General features: G+C 45.6%; 11 protein-coding genes and 1 riboswitch. Of the genes, 3 read left to right on the top strand and 8 right to left on the bottom strand.

The window, feature by feature from the left end:
• Positions 1–81 precede the first annotated feature (81 nt).
• Entirely contained in the window at positions 82–1,599 is a 1,518-nt protein-coding gene (gene glpK / locus R7Z49_RS12100) for a glycerol kinase GlpK (RefSeq protein WP_005380193.1), read from the bottom strand.
• A 59-nt stretch (positions 1,600–1,658) separates the two neighbouring features.
• Complete coding sequence (locus R7Z49_RS12095; RefSeq protein ID WP_005380195.1) at positions 1,659–2,513, bottom strand: MIP/aquaporin family protein; 855 nt, start codon at positions 2,511–2,513, stop codon at positions 1,659–1,661.
• Between the two features lie 896 nt (positions 2,514–3,409).
• On the opposite strand from R7Z49_RS12095, the gene glpT reads away from it, so the two are divergent.
• Both glpT and glpQ read left to right on the top strand, forming a co-directional pair.
• Positions 3,410–4,774 carry a glycerol-3-phosphate transporter gene (glpT, locus tag R7Z49_RS12090; protein ID WP_005380199.1) on the top strand — a complete coding sequence of 455 codons (1,365 nt, stop codon included), beginning with the start codon at positions 3,410–3,412 and terminating at the stop codon, positions 4,772–4,774.
• A 56-nt stretch (positions 4,775–4,830) separates the two neighbouring features.
• A complete protein-coding gene (glpQ, locus tag R7Z49_RS12085; protein WP_005380201.1) occupies positions 4,831–5,886 on the top strand; it encodes a glycerophosphodiester phosphodiesterase in 1,056 nt (351 codons plus the stop codon).
• An 81-nt stretch (positions 5,887–5,967) separates the two neighbouring features.
• Here glpQ and dapD read toward each other — a convergent pair whose 3' ends face one another.
• The 5 genes from dapD to R7Z49_RS12060 form a co-directional block, all read right to left on the bottom strand.
• Entirely contained in the window at positions 5,968–6,999 is a 1,032-nt protein-coding gene (gene dapD / locus R7Z49_RS12080; RefSeq protein WP_042521367.1) for a 2,3,4,5-tetrahydropyridine-2,6-dicarboxylate N-succinyltransferase, read from the bottom strand.
• 289 nt (positions 7,000–7,288) lie between these two features.
• Entirely contained in the window at positions 7,289–8,272 is a 984-nt protein-coding gene (locus R7Z49_RS12075) for a GGGtGRT protein (RefSeq protein ID WP_318111690.1), read from the bottom strand.
• A gap of 23 nt (positions 8,273–8,295) precedes the next feature.
• The gene (locus R7Z49_RS12070) at positions 8,296–8,988 is read right to left on the bottom strand and encodes an iron-sulfur cluster assembly scaffold protein (protein WP_005386501.1); all 693 of its coding nucleotides are present in this window, start codon (positions 8,986–8,988) and stop codon (positions 8,296–8,298) included.
• A 259-nt stretch (positions 8,989–9,247) separates the two neighbouring features.
• Positions 9,248–9,323: riboswitch (Fluoride riboswitch) on the bottom strand.
• A 156-nt stretch (positions 9,324–9,479) separates the two neighbouring features.
• A complete protein-coding gene (locus R7Z49_RS12065) occupies positions 9,480–9,779 on the bottom strand; it encodes a YebG family protein (RefSeq protein WP_005380208.1) in 300 nt (99 codons plus the stop codon).
• 128 nt (positions 9,780–9,907) lie between these two features.
• On the bottom strand, positions 9,908–10,834 hold the full coding sequence (locus R7Z49_RS12060; RefSeq protein WP_054577570.1) for a LysR substrate-binding domain-containing protein: 927 nt from the start codon (positions 10,832–10,834) through the stop codon (positions 9,908–9,910).
• Between the two features lie 109 nt (positions 10,835–10,943).
• On the opposite strand from R7Z49_RS12060, the gene R7Z49_RS12055 reads away from it, so the two are divergent.
• Positions 10,944–11,918, top strand: coding sequence for a TDT family transporter (locus R7Z49_RS12055; protein WP_005391714.1), 975 nt, complete (start codon positions 10,944–10,946; stop codon positions 11,916–11,918).
• A 75-nt stretch (positions 11,919–11,993) separates the two neighbouring features.
• On the opposite strand, the gene R7Z49_RS12050 is transcribed toward R7Z49_RS12055, so the two are convergent.
• Positions 11,994–13,817, bottom strand: a complete 1,824-nt coding sequence (locus R7Z49_RS12050; protein WP_042521370.1) for a DUF3413 domain-containing protein — start codon at positions 13,815–13,817, stop codon at positions 11,994–11,996.
• Positions 13,818–14,029: the final 212 nt, after the last annotated feature.

Here is a 14,029-nt window from a genome sequence, read left to right as displayed (position 1 = left end):
GAAGTAAGCGAGTTCAGGAATCGGGGATAAAGCGCAAAAAGAGCGCACAAATGGCGCTCTTTTTTTCTTATGGAGATGAGATTAATCTTCTTCGTCGTGAAGTTCAGACCAGGTTTGTGCACATTTCACTGCACGTTTCCAGCCCTTGTAACGACGATTGCGTTTTTCTTCATCATCGTGTGGCTCAAAGGTGCGATCAAGTACCGCTTTATTCTGCAACTCATCAATGCTATCCCAGTAACCAACTGCAAGGCCGGCAAGGTAGGCTGCACCAAGAGCGGTAACCTCAGTTACTTGAGGGCGGTGTACTTCTGTGTTCAATACATCGGATTGGAATTGCATTAGGAAGTTGTTCGCTACTGCACCACCATCGACGCGAAGGTTCGCAAGCTTAATGCCTGAGTCAGCTTGCATCGCATCCAGTACGTCACGAGTTTGATAAGCGATGCCTTCCAATGTTGCACGGATGATATGGTTTGAATTCACACCGCGAGTAAGGCCGACAATCGTGCCACGTGCGTAGGCATCCCAGTATGGAGCGCCTAAACCAGTAAATGCAGGCACGACATAAACGCCGTTTGATGTATCCACTTTTGTCGCGAAGTATTCAGAGTCTTCTGCACCGTTTAGGATTTTCAATTCATCGCGTAGCCATTGGATAGAAGCTCCACCCATGAATACGGCGCCTTCAAGTGCATAAGCTGGTTCGCCTGCAGGACCACAAGCCAAAGTAGTTAGAAGGCCATGTGTCGAAGTGACTTTTTCTTGGCCCGTATTCATTAGCAAGAAACAACCCGTACCGTAAGTGTTTTTCGCTTGACCCGCTTCAACACACATTTGGCCGTAAAGCGCCGCTTGTTGGTCACCTGCGATTCCAGAAATAGGAATACGAGTACCGCCTTTACCACCGATGTTGGTTTTACCGTAAATTTCCGATGAGCGCTTCACTTCTGGCATCATAGATGCTGGAATGCCAAGCTCATCTAACATTTTTTGATCCCAACATAGATCGTTGATGTTAAACAGCATGGTACGCGATGCATTAGTGTAGTCGGTTACGTGAACGCGACCTTGAGTCATCTTCCAAACTAACCAAGTATCGACAGTACCAAACAACAGCTTGCCTGCTTCTGCGTCTTCTCGTGCGCCTTCAACATTGTCCAGAATCCATTTAACTTTGGTACCTGAGAAGTAAGGGTCAAGCACCAAACCAGTGTTGTCACGTACATAGTTTTCGAGACCGCGTGCTTTTAAATCTTCACAGATATCAGCAGTACGGCGACATTGCCATACGATCGCATTGTAAACGGGTTTACCTGTTTCTTTGTTCCAGACGATGGTCGTTTCACGCTGGTTAGTAATACCGATAGCCGCTAATTGGTCGCTACGGATGCCAGACTTAGCTAGAGCTTCTACTAAAGTAGAGCTTTGTGTTGCCCAGATCTCCATTGGATCATGTTCAACCCAACCAGCTTCTGGATAAATCTGAGTAAATTCGCGTTGCGCGACGCTTACGATGTTCGCATCGTGATCAAGAATCACTGCGCGAGAGCTTGTTGTACCTTGGTCCAGGGCAACAATGTATTTTTGCTCAGTCATGGTAAGAATCCTTTTGTTTCGTTATTTATATTTTAGTAAATGTTCGAGTTACGTCAGTTTTAAGCTCTAGCTTCTTCTGTTTCTTCTTCCGTCTCACATTGGTTTGGAATCGTACAACCGTGGCCTTGTTGTGGAAGGTAAGCGGCAATCGCTTTTGGATACAACCAACCACCAAAACACGCACCTGCAATCGGAGCAAGTAAAGGCACGATAAAGTAAGGAATGTCTTTAGCACCTGTCAGAGCGTAATCCCAACCTGCGAAGTAAGCGAACAGCTTCGGTCCAAAGTCACGAGCAGGGTTCATCGCAAAGCCTGTTAGTGGGCCAAGTGAACCACCGATGACGGCAATCAAAATACCGATCAATAGAGGGTTCATTGCGCCACGTGCTGCGCCGTTATTTTCATCGCCCAGAGCCAGAATCGCAAACATCAGCACAGCAGTGATAACGAATTCCACAGCAAAAGCACCAAAGAAAGAGAGGGAGGCATGCGGATAGGTTGAGAAGATACCAGCAGTTGCTAGTGCATCTTGGCTGCTGCGAACGAAGTTATGAGCGATTTCGTAGTCGGTGAAAAGGTTGCTGTATAAGCTGTATACCAATGCAGCAGAACAGAATGCCCCAAGCATTTGAGCGATAATGTATGGCACCACTTTCGCCTTATCAAAACCATGGAACATAGCAAGTGCGATGGTAACGGCAGGGTTGATGTGTGCACCAGAGACGCCAGCCGTACAGTAAATAGCGATGGCGACACCGAAGCCCCATACAATACTGATTTCCCATTGTCCAAATGATGCGCCTGTTAGAACTAAGGCTGCAACACAGCCTACGCCGAAGAAAATAAGTAGTCCTGTACCGATAAACTCGGCCAAACATTCTCCGAGCAGAGAGGGGTGTTTGTTCGTTGTCATGTTAAAAGTCCTTTGATCATTTTTGCCTGTCTAGCACGATACTATTGTGCATACATAAACGTTTGCGAAAACAAACGAGCGTTAAAAATGAGCGTTTGAGCATAAATTTGTTAATCAAAGTCTTCGTTTTTGTTAAATGGCGCATCTTTTAACCGGAAAAGAACACAACGAAAATAATTTATTTGTCACGAGGCCAGTGTTGAGAGCGCTCAAATTACCGATGTGAAAAAGAATGCACAACTGGTAAGAGGAGTTTTGTGAAGCTGCTACGTGCTTGGAGATTTATTACACAGAACTTGTGTAGCAGTTAACCCTAAAGGAGTAGGAGGATGTCAAATGTATCAAGGGCTAGCAGTGATATAAAAATACGCAGTCATGTTTGGACTTTTAGAAAAAATCGTCATCCCATTGATACCAATAGGATGAGTTGAGAAGAGAATAAACGCTGTTAATGTCTTGTGTTTGTGAATCATTGCTTCGGCTTGTATTCAAATAAAAAATTGTTTTTTTTATTTCGTTTGATGCTAAACGTGATCGTTTTTCAGATTTTTAGTTATTAGTTGGTTCGGAGCGAGTAGGGCAGGCGTAAATCGCCCTTTTTACGGTTAGTTTATGTTCTAATTCGAGCCTTTGTTTCAAAGGTTTCGAATTGGAATGCTAAAGTGAGGGGTTTGAACATCAGTTTAATATTAACGAATCTTGAGTAAAGTTGAACGATGATCTAATTAATGCTCATATAATTTACTGTATTTACTTATATTTAATTCATGTGCAACATTTGTCACAGAAATAAAATCCTAACTCCATACAATTCATGAACTTTCGAACGAAGATTTATTTTGTTTCGTTCGCTCCTTTTGTGTTTTTACCATCGCATACAAAATAATGAGGTTCCTATGTTTGGAATATTCAAACCTAAGGCGCACATTGATCGTCTGTCCCCTGGCAGCATCGATAGCACCTACTCTCGCCTCCGTTGGCAACTCTTTATCGGTATCTTTGTTGGCTACGCCGGTTACTATCTAGTTCGTAAAAACTTCAGTTTGGCGATGCCTTATCTTATCGAGCAAGGCTTTAGCCGCGGAGACTTAGGTGTCGCCTTGGCAGCTGTTTCCATTGCATATGGTCTCTCTAAGTTTCTAATGGGCAGCGTTTCAGACCGCTCCAACCCTCGCTATTTCCTTAGTGGCGGCCTATTGATGTCTGCATTAGTGATGTTTTGCTTTGGCTTTATGCCATGGGCGACTGGTAGCGTCACTGCGATGTTCATTTTGCTTTTCTTGAACGGTTGGTTCCAAGGGATGGGGTGGCCTGCTTGTGGCCGAACCATGGTGCACTGGTGGTCACGTAAAGAGCGTGGTGAGATCGTTTCGGTTTGGAACGTGGCGCACAACGTGGGTGGCGGCTTGATTGGTCCACTATTTATTCTTGGCCTGTGGGCATTTAACGATGATTGGCGCACTGCATTTTATGTTCCTGCATTTTTCGCCACGTTGGTTGCTGTGTTTGTTTGGATGACGGTTCGCGATACCCCTCAGTCTTGTGGTCTGCCTCCTATTGAAGAATACAAAGACGATTACCCAGATGACTATGACAAGTCCCATGAACAAGAAATGACAGCGAAGGAAATCTTCTTCAAATACGTCTTCAATAACAAACTTCTTTGGTCGATTGCAATTGCAAACGCATTTGTTTACCTAATTCGTTACGGCGTACTGGACTGGGCACCTGTTTACCTAAAAGAAGCGAAGGATTTCTCGGTAGATAAATCGTCATGGGCTTATTTCTTATACGAATGGGCTGGCATTCCAGGAACACTATTGTGTGGTTGGATCTCTGACAAATTGTTCAAAGGTCGTCGTGCACCTGCTGGTATCTTATTTATGGTGTTAGTGACAGTTGCAGTGATGGTTTATTGGTTTAACCCTGCGGGCAACCCAACAGTAGATATGATGGCGCTTATTGCAATTGGCTTCCTAATCTATGGTCCGGTTATGCTGATCGGTTTGTACGCACTTGAACTCGCTCCGAAGAAAGCGGCAGGTACTGCCGCTGGTCTTACTGGTTTGTTTGGATACCTAGGTGGGGCAGTTGCCGCAAACGCGATTTTGGGCTACACCGTAGACCACTTTGGCTGGGATGGTGGCTTTATCATCTTAGTGGGTTCTTGTATTACTTCTATCGTGTGTTTGATGTACGCCTTCTTAGGTGAACGTGCGCACCACGAGCAAAAAGAGCGCGAGAAGGAAGCGCTAGCGTAATATTTATTTAAAGAGGCAGTGGAATACTGCCTCTTCGCTTTATCAAGGAAATAACAATGAAAACAAAGTCAGTATGTCTTACTTTTTTAGCACTTAGCCTCTCTGCTGGTGCGATTGCGAAGCCGCTTGTCATTGCGCATCGTGGTGCATCGGGCTACTTGCCTGAGCACACGCTAGAAGCCAAAGCACTTGCTTACGCAATGAAACCTGACTACATAGAGCAAGATGTGGTAATGACGAAAGATGACCAGTTGGTCGTGTTGCATGACCATTATCTCGATCGCGTAACGGATGTTGCGGAGCGTTTTCCTGATCGTGCACGTAAAGATGGTCGTTATTACGCGATTGATTTCACTCTGGCGGAAATCAAATCCTTGCGAGTAACTGAAGGCTTTAATATCGATGAGAAAGGCAACAAAGTAGCGGGCTATCCAACCCGATTCCCTATGTGGAAATCTGATTTCACCGTGCCGACATTTGCTGAAGAGATTGAGCTGATCCAAGGCTTAAACAAAACGCTGGGTTATGACATAGGTATTTACCCAGAAATTAAAGCGCCTTGGTTCCATCGTCATGAAGGTAAGGACATTTCTAAAGCAGTACTTAAAGTCTTGAAGCAGTACGGTTATGGCTCTCAAGACGACAAAGTCTACCTTCAGTGTTTTGATGCGAATGAACTTCAACGCATCAACAGTGAACTCATGCCTGCAATGGACATGGACTTAAAGCTCGTTCAGCTTATGGCTTACACGGACTGGAACGAAACTATGGTGTACAAAGGCGACAAGGCAACACCATACAGTTATGACTGGATGTTCGAAGCCGACGGAATGAAGAAAGTAGCGAGTTACGCGGAAGGAATTGGACCTTGGAAGCCGATGCTGGTGGATGATAAGTCAACCAAAGATAATATCATCATCAAGCCGTTGATGAAGGCTGCAAAAGACGCTGGCTTGCAAGTGCATCCATACACGTTCCGCGCCGATCCAGGACGCATTCCAGCGTACACTGACAGCTTTGAAGGCATGATGGATGTGTACTACAACCAAGTAAAAGTGGATGGTTTGTTTACTGATTTCCCAGATAAAGCGGTCAGCTTTTTAAATCAGTAATCACGCATTTTGCTGTAAGCTAAAAAATCCCCCAACAGTTTCCTGCTGGGGGATTTTTCGTAGGGCTAATTCACGAATGAATTAGTTGTTTTTATGCAGTTCGCTGTTCAGTTCAACCGCGCTCTTGTTAGCAAGACACTCGATTTGACCTGTTACAGAGTTACGACGGAACAGTAGGTCAGAAACACCTGCAAGATCGCGTGCTTTCACTACTTCTACTTCTTGGCCTGCAGAATCTAGCATGCGCACTTTAGAGCCAGCGGTTACGTATAGACCTGATTCGATAGTACAACGGTCACCCATTGGGAAACCAAGACCTGCGTTTGCGCCTAGTAGCGAGTTTTCACCGATAGAAACTACAACTTTACCGCCGCCAGATAGTGTGCCCATGATAGATGCGCCGCCGCCGATGTCAGAGCCGTTACCAACCACTACGCCAGCAGAGATACGACCTTCAACCATGCTCACGCCTGTTGTACCCGCGTTGAAGTTGATGAAGCCTTCGTGCATTACTGTTGTGCCTTCGCCAACGTGTGCGCCAAGACGTACGCGAGAAGTATCAGCGATACGAACGCCAGTTGGTACCACGTAGTCCACCATTTTAGGGAACTTGTCTACGCAATCTACGCTTAGTGCACGACCCGCTAGGCGAGCTTCGATTTGACGCTCTGCTAGTTCAGGTAGATCGATTGGACCTTCGTTAGTCCATGCGATGTTGTGCAGTAGACCGAAGATCCCGTCTAGTACTGTGCCGTGTGGCTTAACTAGACGGTTAGAGATAAGTTGAAGTTTTAGGAAGCCTTCAGCAACACTTTGTGGCTGCTCGTCAGTGGCAAGGATAACCAGTACAAGTGGTTGTGCTGATTCTGCTGCTTTTGCTGCGAAAGATGCGTTTGCTGCATCGCCGTTTGCTTCAAATGCTGCTGCTAGTTCTGCGCTTTGTGCTGCAGAGATCTCGATAGCTTGGTTGCCTTGCTCGTAACCTGCTACTGCTGCTAGTGCGTTAACAAGCGCTTCGCTTGGGTTAAGAACTGGGTTTGGGAAAAACGCTTCGATGATTTTGCCGTCGCGGTTTTTAGTTGCCGTACCAAAGGCTAGAGAGAAGAAAGCCATAGTTGATCTCCATGTGTTGAGTCTTGTGTCTCGTCTGTTCACTGACAAGAAATAATTAAGTTGTCAGTCATCATAATGAGAGTGCTAGGGAGTTTAAAGAGGGGAAATAGATAAAGTCTGTAGATGGATACCTTTTGTCTTTTTAGAGATATGTTTGTCTGATGAGAAATGTGTCGCAAATCATTGATTAACTATCAAGGCAACAAAAATAAGGGGAGGACCGAAGTCACTCCCCCTACACTGGGTTTGTTGGATTTACTGGCTTTAGATAGTAAAGCGATAAATCGATTTAGAGACTTAGCTCACCGACCTCTACTGCAAGTGCAACCGTTGCACCTACCATTGGGTTATTACCCATGCCGATGAAGCCCATCATCGCTACGTGTGCAGGTACTGAAGAGCTACCCGCGAATTGTGCATCGGCGTGCATGCGACCCATGGTATCGGTCATACCGTAAGAGGCAGGACCTGCCGCCACGTTATCTGGGTGTAGAGTACGACCAGTACCACCACCTGATGCCACAGAGAAGTAAGGCATGCCTTCACGGTTACGTTCCGCTTTGTAGATACCTGCTACAGGGTGTTGGAAGCGAGTCGGGTTGGTTGAGTTACCTGTGATGCTCACATCCACTTGTTCTTTATGCATGATAGCCACGCCTTCACGCACATCGTCTGCACCGTAACAAAGGATCTCACCACGTGGACCTTGCGAGAATCGACGACGTTCTACTTCCACTAACTCACCAGTTTGGTAGTTGTATTGAGTGCGTACGTAAGTGAAACCATTGATGCGTGAGATGAGGTAAGCGGTGTCTTTACCCAAACCATTTAGGATAACTTTCAACGGATTTTTACGTGATTTGTTCACGTTAAGTGCGATTTTGATTGCGCCTTCTGCCGCTGCGAATGACTCATGACCGGCAAGGAAAGCAAAACAGCCACTTTCTTCATTCAATAGACGAGCCGCCAATGCACCGTGACCGATACCCACTTGGCGCTGCTGCGCTACGCTGCCCGGTTTTGTGCAGGCTTGAAGACCTTCACCGATGATGTTTGCCGCTTCTTCTGCTGTTTTTGCACCGCGGAAAATCGCCAAAGCAGTGCCCAGTGTGTAGGCATCGGCAGCGCTTTCAAACGCGATAGGTTGAGTGTCCATCACCAATGCTTTTGGGTCGATACCACGATCCATACAGTATTGGTAAGCCTCTTCCAGAGAAGATAGTTGCATTTCGTCTAATGTGCGACGTACAGATTCAGTAATCGGAGTGTTCATAATCTCTTCCCTCTTGGTGGCAATTATTGTTGGCGTGGGTTGATGGTCGTTACGGCTTCGTCAAAACGACCGTAAGTCCCCGTTGCTTTGTCTGCGGCTTCTGCAGCAGATACGCCTTCGTTGATGGCTTTCATCATCTTGCCGAGGTTGAGATATTGGTAACCAATCACTTCTTTGTTTTCGTCTAGCGCGAGTTTTGTTACGTAGCCTTCAGCTAACTCCATGTAACGCACGCCTTTTGCTTTAGTTGAGTAGCTAGTACCCACTTGGCTGCGTTGAGTTTGACCAAGGTCTTCCAGTGCCGCACCAATTTCCAAGCCGCCTTCAGAGAAAGCAGATTGAGTACGACCGTAAACAAATTGAAGGAAGATTTCGCGCATCGCGACGTTGATAGCATCACATACCAAGTCGGTATTCAGTGCTTCCAGAATAGTTTTGCCTGTTAGGATTTCTGCGGCCATCGCGGCTGATTGAGTCATGCCTGAACAGCCGATCGTTTCGATCAAAGCTTCTTCGATGATGCCGTTTTTGACGTTAAGAGTCAGTTTTGCTGCACCTTGTTGAGGAGCACAAGCACCAACGCCGTGGCTAAGACCAGAAATCGCGATAACGTCTTTTGGATTGATCATTGCGCCTTCGACAGGGATCGGTGCAGATGCATGAAGATCGCCGCGTTGAATCGGGCACATTGATTGGATTTCGTGTGAGTATTGCATAGTGTTTTCCCAGTGTACGATATCCAGCCTATTTGTCAGACTCAACGGCGTTGACTGCTCTTATTCGCTCCATCAAATAGAAAACTATGTTCAGGAGGTTCATGCGTTTGTTGCCTTGTTGAGTTAACAACTATTTTGGATATCTTTTTAATTTTTGAGAAAACAGGAGCGGGGTTGGAGAAGAGTTGAATTGCTCACTACAGAACTCTCGCTTTCACAACATAAGCGAAAGCACTTCCAACAGGGCTGACCTGTTTTCGTTTCTGTAGGAGTCATTAGCTTTAACAGCGGTTCGAATCTTTCGATTCCGGTGGTACCCCATCACCGAACCCATTTAGACTAGATCTAAGTCACACTAATCTGCAACATGAAATTTAGAGCAATTTGGGATATTAAATCGGTTCTTTATATTCTCAGAGATATATGGAGATAAACGGAAGGAATAAAAAAACGCCGCATAATGCGACGTTTTTTCTAAACAAATGAGAGGCTTATGCAGCGTCTTCTTGCTCGCTATCTTCTTCAACAGCTTCAAGCTTCTTTGCTTTTTTTGGTGCAGGTTTACGTTTTGCACCAAGAGCGTAAAGCACTTCTTCTTTGTTTTGCGCAAGGAACATTGCAAGATCTTCTTGCTTACCTTCGTCTTCTAGAAGTTCACTTTTACCCAGCAGTGAGAATAACTCGTCTGCCATATCCAGCATTTTGTCGTATGCGTCAGCTTCCGCTTTAGAGGTAAAAGTCATTTTCTCTTCTCCATTGCGTTCTACCACGTACTTGACGATTACAGCCATGGTTGGTCCCCTAATTTGGTGTATTGATACTGGCTTTTTATACAGTTTTTGACCAATCAAGTCTAGCGACAAGCCTCAGAATGAGAGACACGTACAACTAACTGACTAGCATTTAAACTATCTTGGTTTCACTTTGCGGATTTGTCCGCCAAAGGAAGGTTTGTTGGTCGCTCCCAATCTTGGCAAAATTCGATAAACGTTCTGAGCAATGGGCTTTGATATTTCTCTTTATGAACCAGTAACCAGAAGCGACGTTTCATATCTAAAGGCATGTCGAGCAGTTTTACGCGGCCGTCACGAATAGCAGGTTCTGCAGACAAACGTGACAAGCAACCTAAGCCTAACCCTGCCGATACTGAGTTGATCAACGCTTCGGTGGTATTGAGCTGAAAAGCTTCATGCCAATGTTCCAAGCGCGGTGCGACAACGCGCATAAAAAATTCGCGTGAACCAGATCCTGCCTCTCGCAATATCCATTCACTGTTTTCTAGCTCGGTTAAGTTTACTGGCCCTTCGTGCGCGGCTGGGTAATCGGGCGCGCAAATCACGCACATTTCATCTTCGCTAAACTGGGTAGACTGCAATTCAGGGTGAAGTGTTTTGCCCTCAATGAGGGCTATGTCTAACTCGTAATCGGTCAGCATGTCGCAGATTTGTGCGGAGTTAGAAATGAACAGGCTTTGAGAACGATGGTTCGTTTGCTGACGAAATTCGCTAAGCAAATAGGGCGCGACTTGGTTGCCAATGGTGTCGCTGGCACCAATGCGAAGTTGGCCCGATAGCGCTTGGTCACCATCGAAAATGCTCTCGATGTCTTTGGCTCGGTTGAGTAACTCATCCGCCAGTGGTAGCAGTTTTTGACCTTCTTGGTTCAAAATCAGTCGGTTATTAACACGATCAAACAAGTGATGGCCGATCTGTTTTTCTAATTCTGAGAGTGCCATGCTCACTGCGGCTTTCGATAAAAAGAGACTATCAGAAGCCGCTGTGAGCGTTTTGTGCTGCGTGATCGTCGTAAACACTTTCAGTTGTTTAAGAGAAATGTGACTTGCCATACCCCACCGTTAAGTAATTCTGAACGTTTGTTTTAAATAATTAGATATATCGGAACGAAGTGCAAGCGTATTATACGTCCCATCAAGAGTGAGTCTGGTTGAGGTCATCATGATTCAAAGAACAAAAGCAAAAGTAATGGGAGCGCCAACTCCAATGGCGGGTTTGGCTCTTGGTATTGCAAGCTTGGGCTGGAGTTGGGAAAACTTCGCCGAATTACATGGCTACGGACAGTGGATTAGTGCGGGTATCGCAAGCATATTGTTGGCTATATTGGCAACCAAGTTTTTGCTACATAATCATCTGTTGAGACAAGATCTTGCTCATCCGGTTGTGGGCAGCGTGGTTCCGACATTTGCGATGGGCACTATGGTGGTATCGAACTCTCTCGGCCATTTTTACCCATTAGCTGGCGATGCGCTTTGGCTGATTGCGGTGGTTTTGCACATCGTGTTCTTGGTGAGCTTTGTTTACCATCGCGCCAAAGATTTTGAATTGCACCACATGGTTCCTAGTTGGTTTGTACCGCCAGTGGGTATCATCGTTGCGGATGTGTCTTTCTCTGGCAACCCTATGTTAGCACCAGTGGCACAAGGTGCATTGATGTTTGGTATGGTGGCGTACGCGATCATGTTGCCGATGATGATTTACCGTTTCATGTTTACCCATGAAATTCCGGATGCAGCAAAACCAACCATGGCAATTATGGCGGCGCCAGCAAGTCTATCATTGGCAGGGTACTTAACGGTCACTGCGACACCATCACCAGTGATCATCGCTATGCTATTTGGTATCGCGGTATTGATGACAGCCATCATTTACCTCGCATTCTTTAAATTGCTTAGACTGCCATTTAGCCCAGGCTATGCGGCGTTCACTTTCCCGATGGTGATCGGTGCGACGGCGCTGTTTAAAATGGCGAATTGGATGGAGTTGCAAGGATTGGCTGCGCACTATGTTCAACAAGTGCGAGGCTTAGCTAGTCTTGAGTTGATTGTGGCAACATTTGTTGTCTCTTATGTGGCCTTACAATACATCAACAACTTGTTGATTCAGCCACGCTTGATGCACGCTCATCACGCTTAAATAGCAGATAGGAAAAAGCCTCTTGGTCTTACAACCAAGAGGCTTTTTTATTTCAATCGGCGTCGATGTTGGACGCTAGCCTTTTTTGTAAAATCGCGACATCTCATCCAGAGAATGACGAATGATATCGACAGGAACTTTCTGTTCTTTCTCGACTTTTAACTGGCGATTCAGTTGCTGAGAGTGCCCGCCAGGGTTGACCACAAGCATCAGCTCTTTGCCGACCAATGCATAGTTGTAGTAGCTGCCTGCAATATACCAATCGCGAGAGGCTGAGCTATCAAACAAGTTATGACCAACGCTGTATGAACTCGTTGTGCCTTGAACGTCAAACAGCGTATTCATCATGGTTGGCACGACGTCAAAATGGGTCGTGCGGTAATCAACTTGCTCTGGCTGACGATTTGGCATGTACACGTAAAGAGGCACATGTACTTGAACGTCACTGTAGTTACCCGTGTGGCCCCAATAGTTCATCTTATGGTCATTAAACTCTTCACCATGATCTGATGAAATCACCACAATGGTATTGTCTAAGTCGACGTTTTTCAGCACATCACCAATCAAGCTATCGATGTAGTACAACGAGTTCTTGTATCGATTATGGTAAAGCGAAGCGTCAAAATCGTTGTTGAGCAAAATGTGGTCAACGCGTTCCCAGTATGGTTTGAATTTCGCAAATTCAGGTTCGGGAAATACTGTGCCATGGGCGGCATCGTAGAACAGAAAACCAAAGTACGGCTTGTCGCTATCCTGCTTTTGGAACTCGATGAACTTGTCTGTTATCTGCTGATCGCGCTCGACAGCTGTTTCCCCAGTTTGTTTCAGGGTCAAGTCCGACACTTTTTTGAATACCGTGCGAGAAAGTGGCGGGCTGGTGAGCGGTGCCGAGCCAAAAATGCCCATGCGGTAGCCTTCTGCTTGCAGCGTATCCATAAAAACAGGAGAGCGTTGACTTGCGTAAAAGCTTTCCCAGTAGGTCGCTGGCAAGCTGTAAAACAGGCTGAAAATACCCGCTTGAGTTGAGTTGCCGCCGCTCATATGTTGTGTGAAATTCACTGTTTTTTCGGCGAACTTGCTGACATTTGGCATGACTTCCGGCGTCGCATCACTGTAGCGCCACGCATCAACCAAGATAAACAAGACATTGGGCTGTTTCTCTTTGCTTTGCACTTGAATCGGCGCAAGCGGATAGTTGAGTGAGCTACGTTCAATGTTGGTTAACTCTACGCGGTTCTTCGATGCAATGTTCTCATCCACTAGGTCGTGTTTGTAAATAAATTTACGAGCCGTCAGCGGGTAGTAAAGTGGCCAGTTATTCGAAAACTGACTGACTTCATCGTCGTAAAGTGCGTTTTTGTACGCATGAATCATCTGCGTGCTAAGCAATACAGCAAACCAGACGCTGATCAAAACGAACTTAGCTCGGCTTTGTGCCAGTTGATTACTTACCCAAACGGTACAAGCGAGCCCGATCACCAGAACGGAAATTTCACTGATGAAGATTAGCCAACTCATCCACGAAATATCGAAGACATCACCGCCACCTTCGAAAAACATACGGATTAATAGGGCGTTGATGTGAAGTTTGTATTGCTGAAAAACGAGGATATCGACTTTAAACATGATCAATAGACAGATCGCGATAGCGATCACGATACCTTTGAATGCTCGAGTCGGTAGAAAAGAGAGCAATAAACTCAACAACATAAATGGAAGAGCGATCAAGCCCAGCCAGCCATATTGAGTCGAAACCAAATAGTAACCTTGCAACAAGGTTAGCGGTTCATTCTGATTGTTAGACAACACAAAAGGATAACAAGCGATCGACAGGTACACTGCAAAGCAAGCAAAAAAAGCAATCAGCCAAGCGCTGTTGGAAGACAGTTTGCGAAACATACTTTTTGTTTGTTTATAAATTATGGGTAGAGGGAGTATAAAACAGTGTTTTTTATTATGGAATAGTTGCGACGAATGTCACATTTTGTATGGAAGTGTCAGACTTGATTGACATGTGAAAATTCAGAAGATTCATACTCTATTTGAGTGATATATAACCTTTTGTTTTTTCCGAACGCGAGATCACTGCGGGTTTAAATGGGGCTGTGCTA

The sequence above is a fragment of the Vibrio sp. 1562 genome (genome assembly GCF_033340155.1).
GTDB classification, from domain to species: Bacteria; Pseudomonadota; Gammaproteobacteria; order Enterobacterales; family Vibrionaceae; genus Vibrio; species Vibrio alginolyticus.
This window is presented reverse-complemented; position numbering and strand designations above follow the sequence as displayed.

Excerpts from the sequence above, each read along its gene's own strand:
- glpK (WP_005380193.1), bottom strand. The coding sequence starts at position 1,599 with ATGACTGAGCAAAAATACATTGTTGCCCTGGACCAAGGTACAACAAGC.
- R7Z49_RS12095 (WP_005380195.1), bottom strand. The coding sequence starts at position 2,513 with ATGACAACGAACAAACACCCCTCTCTGCTCGGAGAATGTTTGGCCGAG.
- glpT (WP_005380199.1), top strand. The coding sequence starts at position 3,410 with ATGTTTGGAATATTCAAACCTAAGGCGCACATTGATCGTCTGTCCCCT.
- glpQ (WP_005380201.1), top strand. The coding sequence starts at position 4,831 with ATGAAAACAAAGTCAGTATGTCTTACTTTTTTAGCACTTAGCCTCTCT.
- dapD (WP_042521367.1), bottom strand. The coding sequence starts at position 6,999 with ATGGCTTTCTTCTCTCTAGCCTTTGGTACGGCAACTAAAAACCGCGAC.
- R7Z49_RS12075 (WP_318111690.1), bottom strand. The coding sequence starts at position 8,272 with ATGAACACTCCGATTACTGAATCTGTACGTCGCACATTAGACGAAATG.
- R7Z49_RS12070 (WP_005386501.1), bottom strand. The coding sequence starts at position 8,988 with ATGCAATACTCACACGAAATCCAATCAATGTGCCCGATTCAACGCGGC.
- R7Z49_RS12065 (WP_005380208.1), bottom strand. The coding sequence starts at position 9,779 with ATGGCTGTAATCGTCAAGTACGTGGTAGAACGCAATGGAGAAGAGAAA.
- R7Z49_RS12060 (WP_054577570.1), bottom strand. The coding sequence starts at position 10,834 with ATGGCAAGTCACATTTCTCTTAAACAACTGAAAGTGTTTACGACGATC.
- R7Z49_RS12055 (WP_005391714.1), top strand. The coding sequence starts at position 10,944 with ATGATTCAAAGAACAAAAGCAAAAGTAATGGGAGCGCCAACTCCAATG.
- R7Z49_RS12050 (WP_042521370.1), bottom strand. The coding sequence starts at position 13,817 with ATGTTTCGCAAACTGTCTTCCAACAGCGCTTGGCTGATTGCTTTTTTT.